This window comes from Microbulbifer maximicatervae (SeqCode) (assembly GCF_052466985.1).
Genome location: NZ_CP174298.1, coordinates 4,704,252 through 4,720,461 on the forward strand (window position 1 = coordinate 4,704,252; position 16,210 = coordinate 4,720,461).

Annotated in this window: 15 protein-coding genes; 3 read left to right on the plus strand and 12 right to left on the minus strand. The window is 45.6% G+C overall.

Translation table 11 applies throughout. The features are described 5' to 3' along the window. Positions 1-69: 69 nt before the first annotated feature. From ACJJI3_RS20710 to ACJJI3_RS20765, 12 genes are all read right to left on the minus strand, one after another. A complete protein-coding gene (locus ACJJI3_RS20710; RefSeq protein WP_413663268.1) occupies positions 70-945 on the minus strand; it encodes a hypothetical protein in 876 nt (291 codons plus the stop codon). Between the two features lie 447 nt (positions 946-1,392). Then, positions 1,393-2,274, minus strand: coding sequence for a hypothetical protein (locus ACJJI3_RS20715; RefSeq protein WP_444940794.1), 882 nt, complete (start codon positions 2,272-2,274; stop codon positions 1,393-1,395). Between the two features lie 295 nt (positions 2,275-2,569). Continuing rightward, a complete protein-coding gene (locus ACJJI3_RS20720; RefSeq protein WP_444940795.1) occupies positions 2,570-3,460 on the minus strand; it encodes a hypothetical protein in 891 nt (296 codons plus the stop codon). A gap of 306 nt (positions 3,461-3,766) precedes the next feature. Then, a complete protein-coding gene (locus ACJJI3_RS20725; protein ID WP_444940796.1) occupies positions 3,767-4,651 on the minus strand; it encodes a hypothetical protein in 885 nt (294 codons plus the stop codon). Positions 4,652-5,062: 411 nt separating this feature from the next. Continuing rightward, positions 5,063-5,944, minus strand: a complete 882-nt coding sequence (locus tag ACJJI3_RS20730; protein ID WP_444940797.1) for a hypothetical protein — start codon at positions 5,942-5,944, stop codon at positions 5,063-5,065. Positions 5,945-6,187: 243 nt separating this feature from the next. Further along, complete coding sequence (locus tag ACJJI3_RS20735) at positions 6,188-7,207, minus strand: hypothetical protein (RefSeq protein WP_444925857.1); 1,020 nt, start codon at positions 7,205-7,207, stop codon at positions 6,188-6,190. A gap of 449 nt (positions 7,208-7,656) precedes the next feature. Next, the gene (locus ACJJI3_RS20740; protein ID WP_444940798.1) at positions 7,657-8,679 is read right to left on the minus strand and encodes a hypothetical protein; all 1,023 of its coding nucleotides are present in this window, start codon (positions 8,677-8,679) and stop codon (positions 7,657-7,659) included. A 467-nt stretch (positions 8,680-9,146) separates the two neighbouring features. Next, positions 9,147-9,689 (minus strand): hypothetical protein, encoded by a 543-nt coding sequence (locus ACJJI3_RS20745; protein ID WP_444940799.1) that lies wholly within the window; start codon positions 9,687-9,689, stop codon positions 9,147-9,149. A 59-nt stretch (positions 9,690-9,748) separates the two neighbouring features. Next, the gene (locus ACJJI3_RS20750; RefSeq protein ID WP_413663259.1) at positions 9,749-10,621 is read right to left on the minus strand and encodes a CsgG/HfaB family protein; all 873 of its coding nucleotides are present in this window, start codon (positions 10,619-10,621) and stop codon (positions 9,749-9,751) included. Positions 10,622-10,653: 32 nt separating this feature from the next. Next, the gene (locus tag ACJJI3_RS20755; protein WP_413663258.1) at positions 10,654-11,073 is read right to left on the minus strand and encodes a curli assembly protein CsgF; all 420 of its coding nucleotides are present in this window, start codon (positions 11,071-11,073) and stop codon (positions 10,654-10,656) included. Next, the gene (locus ACJJI3_RS20760) at positions 11,073-11,501 is read right to left on the minus strand and encodes a CsgE family curli-type amyloid fiber assembly protein (protein ID WP_413663257.1); all 429 of its coding nucleotides are present in this window, start codon (positions 11,499-11,501) and stop codon (positions 11,073-11,075) included. Before ACJJI3_RS20760 ends, ACJJI3_RS20755 begins: the two co-directional genes overlap by 1 nt. Beyond that, positions 11,498-11,929, minus strand: a complete 432-nt coding sequence (locus tag ACJJI3_RS20765; protein WP_282931332.1) for a response regulator transcription factor — start codon at positions 11,927-11,929, stop codon at positions 11,498-11,500. The genes ACJJI3_RS20760 and ACJJI3_RS20765 overlap by 4 nt, the downstream gene beginning before the upstream one ends. A gap of 868 nt (positions 11,930-12,797) precedes the next feature. Between ACJJI3_RS20765 and ACJJI3_RS20770 the strand changes: the two genes are divergently transcribed. The 3 genes from ACJJI3_RS20770 to ACJJI3_RS20780 all read left to right on the plus strand — a co-directional run bounded on the left by ACJJI3_RS20770 (position 12,798) and on the right by ACJJI3_RS20780 (position 16,148). Next, the gene (locus ACJJI3_RS20770; protein WP_444940800.1) at positions 12,798-14,234 is read left to right on the plus strand and encodes a hypothetical protein; all 1,437 of its coding nucleotides are present in this window, start codon (positions 12,798-12,800) and stop codon (positions 14,232-14,234) included. A 162-nt stretch (positions 14,235-14,396) separates the two neighbouring features. After that, positions 14,397-15,188 (plus strand): glycerophosphodiester phosphodiesterase family protein, encoded by a 792-nt coding sequence (locus tag ACJJI3_RS20775; protein WP_444940801.1) that lies wholly within the window; start codon positions 14,397-14,399, stop codon positions 15,186-15,188. Between the two features lie 57 nt (positions 15,189-15,245). Next, complete coding sequence (locus ACJJI3_RS20780) at positions 15,246-16,148, plus strand: MBL fold metallo-hydrolase (protein WP_444907323.1); 903 nt, start codon at positions 15,246-15,248, stop codon at positions 16,146-16,148. Positions 16,149-16,210: the final 62 nt, after the last annotated feature.

A 16,210-nucleotide genomic window follows, 5' to 3' on the forward strand; every position in this document is an offset into this window, starting at 1 on the left:
ATCAGAAAGCAGAAGTGCTTAATTGACTAGCGCTGAGCTATTGGTTGCCCTTTTTAATTGCAGCCAGGGCTACTGCCAAACGTAACTTTGGTTAGCGTGGCCAGACTGCATTACCGTAGCAGTTTCATAGAGGCCGAACTGTCCCACCAGGCTATTGTTGTTGTGCCCTGATTGGCGTGCCGAAGCGGTGTGTCCGGAACCAATCTGCCCCAGGTACACATCATTGTGGTGGCCTCTCTGGCGTGCGCGTGCGCTGTGGTCATACCCAGCCTGAGAAATATCCGCTTCCTGGTTGTGGCCACGCTGACGCATACGGGCGTAGTGATCACCACCTACCTGACGAATATCACCATCATTGGATTCACCGGACTGGCGCATGCTGGCATCGTGACCAAAGCCGCTCTGGAAGGTATCTGCGTTGTGCAGTTCTCCTCTCTGACGGATAACGGTTTCAGAACCAACGCTCAGAACCTGGGTGGCGGTTGCGGTGTTGTGACTGTCCATCTGGCTAATCATCACCATGTTGCCAGCACCTGCAAATTGATAGGTGAGAGCGTAGTGGTTATCGCCAGATTGCTGATGGGCGGAGTAGCTGCCCAGCTGTCCAATCTGGTAGGTCTCAGACACGTTGGTGCTGCCGGACTGGAAGCTGAATGACTCGTTGCCGGCACCGCCGCTTTGAAGCAACTCTGCCGAGTGGTGATCACCTTCCTGGTACTGATAGCCATAGCTGCCGAGTTCAATGCTATGAGTGATCTCTGCATCATTGCTATGGCCATGCTGTTCCTGCATAGCGTTGTTATCCCAGGTCAGCGGCCCGGTCTGATCGATAGTGGCATTGTTGTGGCCGCCATTCTGGTCCTGAGTGGCAGTGTTGCCGCCCGCATAAGCGGTTCCACTGATGGCCAGGGTTAGGGCTACAGCGATAGGGGTCAAAGTCTTCATGAGTGTCTCCATTACTACAAACTTCAATGAGCATCACATGGTGAAATACCAGCCTAAATGGCTGAAAGGGGGTGGCACGTCATCCTGCGCCGAGGGTTTTACAGTAGGTGCACCTAGCCTGGGGGGTAGGTATCACTGTAAAGAGGGGGAGCAGCGTTGCCGCAAAGGCATTGCCGCCAGTCAAACAGGTAAGTGGGAGAGTAGGACTGATACATTTTGATGGCTTCCCTGATACTGCTTAGGAGTCCAAAATTTCGTTCCGTCCTCAATATTCTTGCTGGGAATTGAGGCAGTCGCTATAGGAGAGAAGTTGTAAATCCTTGAGAAGAAAGTTCTATTGCAGAGTTCTAATTTCACTTTTCTCTCTCTATAGCTTTTGCCTGTTGCTATGAATAGTGCGGGGATTTAAGTCGGATTTTTTGATTGGCAATTTTGCTGCGAGCCTATTTACTGGGAAATATGGCTGCTGTTGGAAATGCCGATCTGTAGGGTGTTGCTGGATGCTCCCGCTCTTATCTGGCTGGCTTGGACTTGGTTAAATAGGCCAATCTGGGTGCTACTGGCCATTTGATTCAGACCTAGTTGAGAAAATGAAACGTTATTTTCCAGCCCAATTTGGTTTGATTGGTTGGTATTGCCAATACCAGCTTGCAAAGAATTTGCTGAATTTAACAACCCTTCCTGTGAAGCTGACGATGAATTCCCCGTACCCAGCTGCTCCATTTCGGAAAAGTTAAGTGCGCCAGTCTGGGTAATTGAAGATTCATTAGCGATGCCGGTTTGCTCACTGACACCTAAATTAAGTAAACCCGCCTGTGAGATTGAGGCATTACCGGTAAAATTGAATACTTGTGCCACGGCGGCGACATTGGCTCTATCTGTCTGCTCAATATTGACGCTGTTATTGGCCCCGGAAATTTGTACCGTAGTGGCAACCTGTCCCTGGCCATCCTGAGTATGCAGGGAGAAACCGTTTATTTGGTTAACTTGCCGGGTGAGTGATCTGCTATTAGAGCCAATCTGTACGCTCTGTCCCGCATTGTCGCTCCCTGAAGATTGGGAGACTCTGGAAAAATGATTACGGCCAGTTTGAAATTGGGAAACTGTGCTGTTGATTTCTATGGATTGAATGCCGGTGGCGTCATTAAAAAAGCCAATTTGCTCTTGCAGGATTAAGTTGCCCTCATTAAGTGGAAACCTCTGGTTGGCAACGGCATTGTTGCCAATACCAATTTGTATCTGCTCTACGGTTTGGTCATTTCCAAAAGCGGAATTGGCAGAAAGAAATGCGATAAATGTGACTACCGGCGAATAAATAACTTTTTTCACGAATACCTCCACGACTACATAACAAGGAGCATGAAAATTACGGCTTTTAAGTGCGGTGTCGGCAGGCAAATATAGGGAAATTACTACAGGAAATTAAATTCCAGACAGTAATTATTAAGAGCGCTAAAAGCGAATTGACCCAACTACCGCTATTTTCATTGTTGATGGCAGTATAGTAAGTTTCTATAGGGCTTTATTCTCAATTTAATGAGAAATAAGTATCAAGAAATGAGTGCTTTTACCTCAGGAATCCAGTCGGAATAAGTTGACCTTACTCCGACTGGTAATAACTCCGTTACTGTAAAACCACTGCCGTATTACCGTTACCGGTTTGGGTAATATTGGCGGATTGGGAGAAACCACTTTGAATCACAGTTGCGTCATTCATACTGCCAGATTGATTGACGATCACCATATGGCCACCGCCTAGTCCACCGTTACCGGATTGCATAATGTTGGCGGAATTCAAGAAACCATCTTGAGTGACAAAGGCACTGTTATACCAGGATACTTGCACGATGGTGGCCATGTTGCCCTCGCCATCCTGATAGAGGTCCAGTTCGTTGTACATGTCGGACTGGGCAACATCTGCGCTGTTGGCGGCGCCGATCTGTTGGATACTGGCATAGTGCCCGGTGCCTTCCTGGCTGATTATGGCTTCATGACTTGAACCTTGCTGGAAAATCATCGCATCGGAATTAAAGCTTGCATATTGTCCAATTAATGCGCCGTGGAGTTCGCCCATTTGCTCAATAACAGAGACATTATCGCTACCGAGGTGTTGTTGGATCTCTGCCTCGTTACCGGACCCCACTTGGCGTATTGTCGATTGCCCATGCTGTGTGGCTAATTGATAGCTACTGGCACGATTATTAGAGCCCGACTGGAATATTTCTACGCTATTTGCGATCCCATCCATTTGCAGGCTATAGGCGTCGTTGAGACTGCCTTCTTGTATTTGGATAATTGAGCTTTCAATTTCGTTTTGCTGTATGGCCTCTGCAATATGAGCAGAACCGTCCTGACTGATCTCCAGGTGATTATCGATAGCGCTTGGATCAGTTTGATCCGCTACAGCTGAGTTACTGGAGCCACTTTGGGTGATTAATGTAGTATTTTCTGCAGCATAACCCAAGCTGGTGGCAGATATCGCCAATACCAGTGGAATTACGGTAATCTTCTGCACGGCTAACTCCTGTGTATTACCGTCTATTGGTAAATCCGGTCGTTAAAACTTTTGCCTGTGTTACCTGTGAAGTGAGTAACGTCAAAATTTGAGAAATCGTTTACATGGAAAACTGTAGACGAAGAATTTTGAAACCACTGCTAAGTAAGAAAATATTGATGCAGTATTTTTATCAGGTAAGGAAAGAATGCCATTCTTTGGGTAGCTCTGTGAGTGACTCATAAATTAAAGCCGGCATTGAAAAGTGCATTCTTTCCTCTATCTATATTGAGAATATAACAACCTTCAGCTGGAACGAATATGCCGCTACTGTATGATAAATCCTTGGTTTAACACACCATTCTGAATGCCAACGGCCGTTTGATTGTCGACGCTTTGCGTAATAGTGTGAAGGTTAGTTGTGCCGATCTGGGTACTGCTTGCAGATTGCATTGCTCCAATTTGATCCACGATGGACATATTGCCAGTACCATTTTGTAGCGTAGAAACCAACAAAATATCTCCTGTTTGGGTCTGGGTACTAATGTTACCATCTCCTATCTGGGTACTTGTTGCTACTAGATTGTCACCCGTTTGTATAGAAAAGTAAGTATTCAGGTTGCCCGTTTGTGAGGAGGTCAACAGATTATCAAACCCTGTTTGTTCGGCATCTGCGCTATTTTGATCACCCGTTTGAGACACATTTAGGCTGTTAAACGTGGTGGTAGTTTGAGTCACTAACATCTGGTTATCAAAGCCAGACTGAAAGAGATTGACTGTATCGAAACTACTGTCCGTTTGGGAAAAAATGATGTCATTTGCATTGTCGAACTGAGAAATGTCAACAAGGCTGGAAGAAGTACTGTCTTGTAAAGTAGAGGCGAAATTTCCAGCGCCCTCCTGATAAATATTTACCTCTGCATCATCTGAGAAATTAGTTTGAGTCGAGTCAGCTTCATTCCCCAATGTTACTTGCTCATGTCTGATAATACTCAGGTTGGTTGAAGTGTCTTGCAGGCTATTGCTAACCTGTGCTTCATCTGCCTGAATAACCTCAATAAGGTTGTTTGTTGCTGTTGGGTCTACTTGGTTTGCCGTCACCTGGTGATTGTTACCCGTTTGTTCCACGGTAGTTGTATTTCCATCCGCATAAGCAATTGACCCGACAAGGCACAGACTGATGCCCACGGAAATTGGTGTCTGGATTCGCATCGATATCTCCGATTGAAGGTAAGGTGGATTTTTCTTATCCCCATGATTTCAGTTGCGGTGAAGCATCAAGCCTAGGAAGGACAAAAGACTCCATAGATAGGGTGTGGCATTTATTGCGCAAGGAGTTTGGCACACCTTGTTTTATTGCTATCCCTAATAGGTGTTATCACTGGAGTACCTGATAATACCCTGATGCTGGTTTGAGTTTTATCGTAAGCCTCAAATATTGCTATGGGAAGTTAGTGCCTAAAAAATAGGAAAAACTTCTTTGTTGTTGTTTTCCGCGTTAACTGGATATGCTTGTAAAGGGATACGATAAACGGATTTAAGCGAAAGGTTTGTAGAGTTATAGAGAGGTTCAGATTGGGCTACCTGTTAGAGTAGCCCGTTAATAAATAACTAAACGTGATGTTATTGAAAAATAAAGCCCATATTATTGCTGCCATTTTGAGTGGTATTGGCTGTTTGGCTGATGCCATTCTGGCCGGTCTGGTGCGTGTTGTTTGTTCCTATTTGCAAGGTGGTTGCCAAGTTATTACTACCGCCTTGATTCATATTAATCATATTCATAGAGCCTATCTGAGTCGATGATCCGGTTGCAAATGTCCCGAACTGTCCATGAAAAGAGGTGTTATTATCACCATCCTGCATGATGGTGATTGAGCCCTGCTGACTACTTTGTACAGCACTGATTGTATTGGAGGTACCAATCTGAGTGGCATCAATCAAGTGGGCCAGACCTGTCTGCGTATATCCAGCACCATTTGAATCTCCAGATTGTGAGGATATGGTGGTACTTGAGTCGCTATTTGCTTGGGTAACTGTAGCTAGGTTTTGAGTGCCAAATTGCTCAAAGTCGGCATTGTCAGAAACGCTATTGACCTGGCTGATAGTGGCAGACTGAAGGGTTCCGAATTGCTCAACACTACCGCTGCTGGTTGTTGTATTAGTCTGGCTTGTAGTTACGCTGTGACTAACGCCGTCCTGGTAGACAGTCGCTGTTGTATTAGTAGCTGCCGTTTGAGTTGAAAAAATGGAGTTGCTGTCTCCGAGTTGTTCCTGATCAATTTCATTAGAGGTGCTGTTTGTTATCTGCGTAGCATTAGCAGTATTTAGATTCCCGGTCTGAATTTGAGTAACTAAATTTCCAATAGCAGTAGGATCACCCTGATCCACAGTGGCGCTATTGGTTAATCCGCTTTGTAAAACCGTAGCGGTATTATTGGATGCGACAGCATTGTAGCTTGGGATACACAGGAAGAGTCCGATGGCTAACGTTTGGTAACGTATCATTTTATCTCCGTGGAATTTTAATTTTGAATATAAAATATTTTGAACAGTTTGAATTAAACGAAGAAGCTGATTATCTGGTAGATATAGTGATTTTTACTTCTTAAACACTATATATGCAGAACTATTGTAGAGTGTTCTCTTATGGTGGCTATGAGAACTTAGTATGGATAAATTGAGATTAAAGTTTGTGAGATAATTTTTTCGTTAAAAAAGGCCGACTTTAACAGTCGGCCTTTATCTTGATTACTGAATAATTACTGCCACATTGCCATCGCCCACTTGGGCGGGTGCGGCTGCGTTGAAGTCACCTACTTGGGTCACAGTTATGGTGTTGAAGTTGCCAACTTGTGATGATGTAGCGCTATTGAAATCGCCAGGTTGTGTCACGGTCAGGTTATTGAAAGTACCATCCTGAGCCGCCTGGGAGAAGTTATCGAAGCCACTTTGGGTAACGACAGCAACATTAGTGAGTCCCACTTGTTCTGTGTATGCCCAGTGGTCACCGCCACTTTGATTGTGGACCAAAGTCTGGGTAGTACCGTCTTGGAAACCTTCACTGTAGTTTCCGTCATCAGTCTGGCTGAAGAAGATGGTGTTGAAAGAACCATCCTGGAAGGAGAAGGTTGAGCTGTTGCTCGCAGATATTTGCTGGTGAGCGACAGTGTTAGTATCACCCGCCTGGATCATATTCATGGTGTTCTGCGTGCTATTACTTTGCGTTGCAGAAGCGGTACCATTGGTGCCGGTTTGAGTAATAATTGCGCTATTCAATGAGGTCAGGGTTTGAATGGCAACTGCCACATTACCGTCACCGGATTGATTAACTACAGCGGTATCATTTGCGCTGGTAGTCTGGGCAATAGTTGCATCTTGTGGGCCACCGCTTTGATTTATCACGGCAACACTGGTATCTACAAAGCTCTGAGTAGTCGATGCAAACTGGCCGTCATTTATCTGGGTGATAGTAGCGACTGGCACATTGGAATCGTTCTGGAATGATTCCGCGTAATTCATATCTCCTACTTGAGTTTGAGTAATTACTCCCGAATCGTTATTGCTGGATTGCTCAGCATAAACTTCATTCGTATCACCAGTTTGAGTCTGGGTGATAACATTGTTGGTTACCGTTGGATCACTCTGATCAGCGGTTGCCATGTTACCAGTACCGTTCTGATTGAGAATGGCGGTATTGTTCGTGGCGAGGGCTCCGGTGCTGGCGATCGCCAGAAGAACACTGGCGGCAATAGGTGTGTACTTGGTCATCTGTAACTCCATATAGATGTCAAATATCGCTGTACAGCTTTTACAAACAAAAGGAAAACAGCATCATTTGATATTGGAAGAGTCTCATCCTCAGGCATATTACAACTGTGTCTGAAGTATGTGAGGAAACTGGGATGAACCCGACTGCTTAATAACCTTCACATTCCTTGTGAAAACCTAGCAATATCATTTAAACAGCAACTTGATGCTGATTAGAGTTTTGTCGTCTTCTGGGGTTACAGCCATAGGACGGAAGTGCCGAAACCTTAGGAATAAAGTTCTTTTTTGAACTAGCTATGGCAAATAATGTCAGCTGATTTGGAGGGTGGCATTAAATACATGAAATGGTTGTTTCATGAGAATTTAGGGCTAGTAATAATAATTGAAGCTTGCACTTAGCCCACCAAGTTGAAAATAGGCCGGCATGTTAAGCCGGCCTATTCCCTTAATTACTGAATAATAATTGCATTGTTGAAATCACCTACTTGAGTAGGTGTGGCCGTATTGAGATCGGTTGATTGGGTTACGGCAATAACGTTGTTATTACCGGTCTGTGAGGCGACAGTGGTATTGAAATCTCCAGGCTGGGTAACGGTCAAGCTATTGAATGTCCCAACCTGGTAGCCTTCAGAATAGTTATCAAAGCCTGTCTGGGAGATCACGCCAATATTGGTGGTGCCCACTTGCTCAGTATAAGCCCAGTGATCATCTCCAACTTGAATGTGGGTCAAGCCCTGAGTAGTACCATTTTGGAAGCCCTCGCTGTAGTTCCCATCACCTGCTGTCTGTGATGTAGTGAACGTGTTGGAAGTGCCATCCTGGAAGGAAACAGAGGTACTGTTGGTGGCCAGAGTTTGAATGTGTATTACAGAGTTTGTGGTACCTGCCTGGATAGCGTTAACAGTGCTCGAGGTACTGGAAGTTTGAGTAGAAGTTGCAGTATTGGTGGTTCCTGTTTGGGTTAAGATTGCGGTGTTAAATGAACCGTTAGTTTGGATAACATTACCTACGTTGCCGTCGCCGGACTGAGTCACTACAGCATTATCATTTGTACTGGAAACTTGGGTTACTGCTGCTACTTGCGGACTACCACTTTGGGTGACAGTTGCAACGCTGGTATCTACAAAACTTTGAGTAGTTGTTGCAAAGTGACCGTCGTTGATTTGGGTGATAGTAACAATCGCAGTGCTGGAATCATTCTGGAAGGACTCTGCGTCATTCATATCCCCGACTTGAGTCTGGGTAATTACACCGGAATCATTAAAACTGGTTTGCTCTGCATAAACTACGTTGTTGTCACCGGTTTGGGTTTGTGTGATCAGGTTGTTGGATACAGTGGCATCACTCTGATCAGCCGTGGCCATGTTGCCAGTGCCATTTTGGTTGAGAATGGCAGTGTTGTTGGTAGCTAAGGCTCCGGTACTGGCGATCGCCAGAAGAACACTGGCGGCAATAGGTGTGTACTTAGTCATCAGTAACTCCATAGGGATGTCAAATATAGCTGTACAGCTTTTTACAAATAAAAAGAATTCAGCACCATTAGATATTGGGAGTGTTTTGTCTCAGGACACGATACGGCTGTGCCAGGCGTATGTGAGTTATCTGGAGTGAAACCGACTGCTTCTAACCTTCACATTCCTTGTGAAACATCTAGCAATATCATTTTTAACAGCAGCTTGATGCTGAATAGAGTTTTGTCGTCTTTGGGTGTTGTGGCTATAGGGCAGAAGTCTCGAAACTTTAGGAAGAAAGTTCTTTTTTTAGGTGGGATGATAAAGCTTGTCAGAAAATTCTTTTATACGGCGCGAGGTACAAACAATCACATTTCTGATGAATTTTCTAAGTTGCTGTAATCATTATTGTCACTTAATAAGCTTACATGAATTGAAATAAAGAAGTCTAATCAGATGAAGGGAAATCAGAGAAGTATTATTAGTTATTAGTCATATTGGCTAATATACGTTGTTGTAGCGGTTCCGGTGACAGTGACCGAGGTGTGAAGGCCATTTCCACTTTGGTAAATATTGACGTTATGAAAACTGCCAATCTCTTCCACATGGGCACTATTTTGTATTCCAAATTGGGATATGCCCGCGGTATTGCCAACTCCATACTGGTCGATATCTATAAAATTCTCAAAACCTATTTGTATCAATATTGAATAGTTGTAATCCCCGACCTGGCTCGATGTGACAATATTGTCTTCACCAGATTGGGTGACGGATAAACTGTTTCTATTGCCGTCCTGGTGAGCAGAAGTGTAGTTGTTACTGCCTGATTGGCGGGTACGTACGTTATTGTTTCCACCTTCCTGGTTGATTACGGTTAAATTTGTGACGGAGTAAAGATTGGCTGCGCTTAATTCGCTCGCAACAGCCAATTCACTGCTGGAATCCAAGTCTGAGCAATGACCTAAACCCGGAAGATTAACAACAACCATTGCTAGGGTGGCAGAAAAAATAGTTCTGAATTTATGGTACATCTTTCCAAGTATCCCAATTTTAAGCCGGGCTTAAAAATATAATTTGTCAGTCATTGATTCTACATAATGACAGTGCTGTCATTGAGGTAGTACTGCAATATCGGATTTTCGATCTCATCCGGATTGGCAAGTGCCCAGGAATTGTGCACGATGCCTTCACTGATCAAATGAATCACAGCGGATTCCATCGCTGAAAGCATAGCAAGCTGTGCGGGTTCGTTATAAGTAGTACCAGCTTCCAATTCCAACAGGCGCCGATATTTTACGTAGCGAAATACATCGGCACTGATTGCCTTGGAGTAGACGGTTTTAGATGTCAATACAGAGTGGAGTACCCGCCCGGAACGAATGTCTATTGCCCGCAAGTTTACTGTTACCTGATCCACGCGATACTGCTCGTCTGCGCCAATACCAAAATAGCGAGCACCTGCGCCACCGGTTTGAATATTTTGGTCGTAGGCAACAATGCCGCCTTCTAATAGGACATTCGCAGCTACGAGTGTGGGAAGTGGCACGCTGTTATTGACGGGAATGTCCGGCTTGGTTAATCCTGCACGGATAATCTTCCGCTCTGTCAGCAGATTTTGCAGCCCTTCACGTTCCAACGGGATAAACCAGCCGGACTCATTGAGTACGTCCATGAGCATGGCCGCGCCACCTTGGGTGACTGCGGTAGAGAAACTGCTGTTTGGTGCGGGCTTGTACTGGCCGGTTTGATCGCGGAAACCGTATACCGCCACCAATATTTTACCCTTCGGTTGCGGAAGGTTGATCAGGTCCCGATAGGTGTTTTTCCTCGGGGTGAGCATTGCATCTGTGATGCCCGGACCAAAAAGTGCATCGCCCACATCTTTGACAGCAGAACAACTACTTAGCGTCATTAATGTCGCTACGATGGGCAAAGCTATCACTTTTTTTATTGCATTACGCATTGCCAAAGAATCCTTTGAAATTTAAACGTTCGTTAGTTTGTCGGGTTTAGCCCGCTTACAACGATTTCGCTTTTATCTCCGGTACTGCGGTCGGTGATAAGTACTGTCAGGACACCATCGTTATCAACGATTTGTACGATAAAGTCGTCTGTAATCAGTTCTCCACTATTTCCATCACCAACATCGGTTAGAAGTTGGTTTAGCAGGCGGGTTTCCAGCGAGTCGCTGAACCTATCCAGAGCACTGGGTTGTTCATAGAGGCTGTCTGGTTTATCCGGATCTTCGTGAGTGTCTTGTGACTGCGCATTTTGCAGAAGGTAAGTACCATTGAGTGGGTTGCCACCAAAATTGGGGTTTACCGGTTCATAGATTAATTCGGTGGCCGAGACGTGATGATATGAGAACGCCGCCAGAGAAAAAAAAGCGGTACCCAGTAATGATTTGATCTTCATTAGAATTCATCCTTACCCAAATCAAAGGTGTCTGTGAGTGAGCTGCGAACACGCGCTTGCAGTACTTCCTGGTGAATATATTGCGCGGCCTCATCGGCCAAGCGATGAATATTATTGGTGCTTGGACTGATAAAACGCCTGAAAACAATTTTGTCGTTATAGGTAACCCAGATGAGATTTCCCCAGCGTGCTGAGGGTCTTTCGTAAATAGTTAAGTTGTAAGTGGCATCTGGATAATTAAGGTTTCTGTATTCACTCATGTAGCGGGCAAAATCGTGCCCGGTACGGGTTATTGTTCGATCAATATTGAATCCACTGATTTCGTCTTCGAGTTTTCCAGAATCGGTATCTGCTGGAGGGACCTCTGTGTCATCCTGGCCAAAGGCCAGGGATGCACACAGTGTCAACATCAACAGGGTTAATCTCATATCCTCTCTTCCTGGAGATTGAGCTTGGCCCAATTACTGGCCTGCAGCCGGTTTTTAACTCCAATTTTTCGGAAAATGTTATACATGTGATTTTTCACAGTGTGTTCGCTAAGGTGCAATTTTGTTGCGATCACACTGTTGGGTTCACCGGTAGTGAGTTGTCCGAGTATTTCCTGTTCCCTGCGGGTAAGAGGGAGGGAGTTTTGTGGGCTGATATGTTGTCGCCCCTCGGCACTGTGAATCGCGGTATCCAATTTATGAATAAGGTTTTCCTGACTGGTATTGCTGTCACAAAGTAGGTGAAAACCTTTCTGACGTAACTTTTCCGATATATGAATGGGTAGGTTGGCTGGGAGATTAATCAGTAAAGCTTTTGCATGACTAATCTTCTTTAGATCTGAAAGAAACTGCTTTGAGTCAGAGCTCACACCAATTTGCCAGCAATCTATCACGATAGCCTGATAATGCTGCAGGCAGTTTTTTTGTTTTCCAATGCTAGATTTTTCCCAGGGTATGGGAATAGCTTGTGAAAACAGTGAAAATAATAGATCGCCTTGAAGGCCGGAGTTGCTAAAAAAAAGAACCGGCATATACCTCGTACCTCTCCTTGATACAGATAGATCTCTCTTAAAATAAGAGTTTGACCTTCCATCGACTCCTGTCGTTTAGGTTCCCAAAATTACCCCACGTTATCTACCATGACGACGTGGGAGTCAGCGTAAAATTGTTTCTGCCGTGTTAGGGAAAAACACTCACTCAATGAGAATTTAGTTTGGAGTGTAGACGTAGGAGGGGTAAGGCTTAGGAAAAAATGTGCCTTATTTATGGGGTTTGAATATTTTTGGTTTGGTTTGGTTGTGGTTTTTAAGTTTGGAAATGTATTGTTTTTCTCAGTCAAAGTTTTGAAAGGTATGCGTGCAATTTATTTTTTTGGCATTTTGTGTCTCGCAAATGGTGCTGTTTTTTTTCTTTGGCAACTATTGTGCTTTATTGTTGATTTTCTCTACTCGATGTAGACGTTTATTTTTTTAAATTCTAACGGGATAAACTTAAATTGATGTAAAAGAACAACTGTTTTTAGGTAACTTAATGATGTCACCTGTATGGTTCCGTATTGTTGGGTCGCCTTAACGGCCCTGCGTCTATATCAGCTTTCCCTGTGTTTCCCATATTAGGGCCTGATCCCAGTGGCAAAGCTGTCGTCATACTCCTGTACAAATTGTGAACTTTTGGGCGAATGTGCTGTCCCCAGCTGTTAGGATAGAGGCCAATTGGGCTGATAGTGAGGGGGAAGAAATGAGTCAACTAATGCAAAGTTTACCACTTTGGCTTTGGGGCATCCTGGGATTGATTGTTTTGTTCCTGGCCCGTGAGCCTGTGCATCGCGCCGTATATGCAATAGCGCGTCTGGGCCATCGGGCGTTGCGCTTTGTGGCGAGTAATATTGATTCCGCAGAACAAAGACTGGTAGAGCGCAATCGAGAGGTACTTTTTGCCGAAGGCCGGGACACGGCAGAGCGCCAGATTGAAAGAGAATTTGAACGTATTGAGCAAACCGTACAGCGGGATTTGGCACTGTATCCAACCTTACATAGAAAGCTCTGTGAACAACTCAGCAGCTTGGATGAAGACTATGTACGCAGTGCTGAAATAGCACCGGAACCGTCAAACTGGGCCAGGGCTATTCGAGCTGTTTCGGAAATTCCTGGCAAAGAGGACCCTGTGGTAGCAGATGTTCTCGATACTATTAATCAGTCTATGCGCAAGGCCGAGTCCAAAGCTCTGGAGTCCTATCGTGAGTCCACCCGGGAGAGGCATCAATTACTAAAACGTATGCTGCCCAGTTGGCGTGCAATGCTTTCGACATTGGGACGTATTAACAAAAATGTAGAATCGGTTATTCGGCGGGCCAAAGCGCTGGATGGCCATATGGAGCGCTACGAAGAGATTTTGCAGGAAACGGATAAAAGTCTTCACTTGCTGTCTTCATCCTCTTTCAGCCGCTTTCTGACAGCTTCTCTGGTATTAGTGGTTGCTTTAGCTGGCGCTATGGTGAATTTCCAGTTACTGGCACAGCCTATGGCGGCAGTACTGGGCGCTGAAGCTTCACTTGGCAGTTATAGCCTCGCCAGTATTTCAGCCGCAGTGGTTATCTTTTTGCAGATTACTGTCGGATTGTTGATTATGGAATGCTTGCAGGTTACTCGAATGTTTCCTGCGGTAGGTTCCCTCGGTGAGAGTACGCGCAGGTTATTGCTGGGAGTGGCTTTGGCACTCTTATTGGTTTTGGCTGTAGTCGGTGGAAACCTGGCTTTCTCCCGTGAGTTGATTCTGCAACAGCAGTTATTAGGTTCTGAGCAGCTTTGGCCAATTCCTCTGGCACAGATGGGACTTGGGTTTGTGCTTCCCTTGATTCTGGCTTTTCTGGCAATTCCTTTGGAGCAGTTTATCCGTTCAGCGCGAACAGTGATTGGTATTGGGGTGGGCTTATCCCTGCGGGGAATGACCTTAATACTGCGATTTTTGGCGATGGCTTCACTGCACTTAGGTGTTTTGGTTAATCGTTTTTACGACATCGTTATTTTTGCTCCCCTCTGGTTACAGGCTTTATATGTGCGTCAGAAACAAGGAACTGACAGTGAGGCTAAAGAACCTGCGGGGAAAGGAGAGTCCAAAAAGAATACCGTGCTTGCTGACACTGATTCTGTTGCCAAATTAGTGGAAGAGGCGTAATCGAAGCTAACACTATCCAGCTTGAAAACTGACAAAATAATAAGTGTGGTGAGCATGTTTTGGTTGTCGTTCTTTTTAATTGCCCTAGTCGTCCTTTTTCTTTATGCCCGGTCTGCACCGGGCAAACCTTGCCCCCTGTGGTTTCCTCAGGGGGAGGGGCCGATGGTGATCGCACATGGTAATGACTGCGGCAACGGCCTCTACCCAGGAAACACGGCGATTTACCTTGAAAAAATGGTGCAACTGGGCGTGGATGCTATTGAAGTGGATCTGTGGCTCACTGCCGATGGCCATTTAGTGTTGATTCACGACAGGGAGCTGGAAATGTTCTCTGATGGTGCGGGGTTTGTAGAGGATAAAACCTTAGAGCAGCTGCGTCAGTTAAATGTTGCCTATCTCTGGACTCGGGATGGAGAGCATTACCCCTTTAGAGAAAAGCCCCTGCGAGTGTTGACTCTGGAAGAGGCGCTGGCAATGGTGGGGGATATGCTAATGATACTGGAGATCAAAAGCCGTCAGTATCGCGCTGCAAAAGTGTTGAAGGATGTGCTGGCAAAGTGTGGAAAAGGCGAGCAGGTCGTTGTTTCCTCTTTTCACCAAGGGGTGATTAATGAGTTTCGTCGACTCTGTCCGCAAGTGGCGACGGGCACGCCTACCGTAGAGGCGGTAGTATTTTATATTGCACAGTTACTCCGAGCAGAGAAACTGCTGCGTCCAAGCTATAGCGCGATGCAGCTACCGATGGAACAAAAAGGTATTCCCGTAGTTACTGAAAGTATGGTGCGCGCTGCTAATAAAAAGAAAGTCCACTTGGCGGTATGGACCGTGAATGGCACGGAAAACTACCGGCGCTATATTGATCTGGGCGTACACGGCATTGTGACTGACCGACCGGATCTGCTGTTGGAGATGTTGGCGCAGCAGCGAGAAACTTTAGTGAAGCAGGCAGCCTGAGCTAAATAATCAGTTGCCGAAGATATTGGAAAGAAATAATAACAACTGGGAGTTTTTATGAAGAACGTAGTAGGTTCCGTCGCCCTGGCGGTTTCTGTATTGGCTGCATCTTTTACCTCTGCGCAGGATCGGTTTGCCAATGTGGAAATTAGTAGTGAAGCTGTGTCTGGCAATGTTTATATGCTCAAAGGGGCTGGGGGCAATATTGCGGTACTGGTGGGAGAGGACGGCACCTTTATGGTGGATGACCAATACGCGCCTTTGACCGCAAAAATTCAACAGGCAGTAGCTGAGTTAGCCAAGCAACCTTTGCGTTTTGTCATTAATACCCACTGGCATGGAGATCATACCGGCGGTAATGAAAACCTGGGTAAAAGCGGCGCCCTGATTGTGGCTCACGAGAATGTGCGCAAACGGGTAAGTACCGAGCAGTTTATTGAGGCGTTTAAGCGCAAGGTTGAGCCGTCTCCTCCAGAAGCATTACCGGTGATTACCTTTACCGATGCCACTACCTTTTACTGGAATGGCGATAGGGTAAAGGTCCAGCATGTGGGGCCCGCCCACACGGATGGTGACTCCATCGTGCATTTTGCCGAAGCCGATGTGATTCATATGGGGGATATTTATTTTAACGGCAACTATCCCTTTATCGATCTCTCTTCCGGCGGCTCGGTGGATGGCATGATCGCAGCTATGGACACCGCTTTGGCGATGGCGGGGGAAGATACCAAAATTATTCCCGGTCACGGTCCTCTCAGTAATCGGGCAGAACTGCAACAGCAGCGCAATATACTGGCAGGGCTTAGGGACAAAGTAAAAGCGATGGTGGATGAGGGTAAAACCCGGCAGGAAGTGATTTCTGCAAAACCGACTGCGGAATTTGATGCGCAGTATGGCCAGGGTTTTATGACACCGGATATTTGGACCGGGATTGTTTACGACTCCCTGACACAATCTTAGGAAATAAAAAAAGGCGGCGCAGTGAAAGCCTGCGCCGCCTTTTTTGTTGGATTACCCGGTGA

Coding starts and splice junctions, on each gene's coding strand:
- ACJJI3_RS20710 (WP_413663268.1), bottom strand. CDS start 945: ATGAAGACTTTGACCCCTATCGCTGTAGCCCTAACCCTGGCCATCAGT.
- ACJJI3_RS20745 (WP_444940799.1), bottom strand. CDS start 9,689: ATGTACCATAAATTCAGAACTATTTTTTCTGCCACCCTAGCAATGGTT.
- ACJJI3_RS20730 (WP_444940797.1), bottom strand. CDS start 5,944: ATGATACGTTACCAAACGTTAGCCATCGGACTCTTCCTGTGTATCCCA.
- ACJJI3_RS20770 (WP_444940800.1), top strand. CDS start 12,798: ATGAGTCAACTAATGCAAAGTTTACCACTTTGGCTTTGGGGCATCCTG.
- ACJJI3_RS20780 (WP_444907323.1), top strand. CDS start 15,246: ATGAAGAACGTAGTAGGTTCCGTCGCCCTGGCGGTTTCTGTATTGGCT.
- ACJJI3_RS20750 (WP_413663259.1), bottom strand. CDS start 10,621: ATGCGTAATGCAATAAAAAAAGTGATAGCTTTGCCCATCGTAGCGACA.
- ACJJI3_RS20735 (WP_444925857.1), bottom strand. CDS start 7,207: ATGACCAAGTACACACCTATTGCCGCCAGTGTTCTTCTGGCGATCGCC.
- ACJJI3_RS20775 (WP_444940801.1), top strand. CDS start 14,397: ATGGTGATCGCACATGGTAATGACTGCGGCAACGGCCTCTACCCAGGA.
- ACJJI3_RS20760 (WP_413663257.1), bottom strand. CDS start 11,501: ATGAGATTAACCCTGTTGATGTTGACACTGTGTGCATCCCTGGCCTTT.
- ACJJI3_RS20725 (WP_444940796.1), bottom strand. CDS start 4,651: ATGCGAATCCAGACACCAATTTCCGTGGGCATCAGTCTGTGCCTTGTC.
- ACJJI3_RS20755 (WP_413663258.1), bottom strand. CDS start 11,073: ATGAAGATCAAATCATTACTGGGTACCGCTTTTTTTTCTCTGGCGGCG.
- ACJJI3_RS20740 (WP_444940798.1), bottom strand. CDS start 8,679: ATGACTAAGTACACACCTATTGCCGCCAGTGTTCTTCTGGCGATCGCC.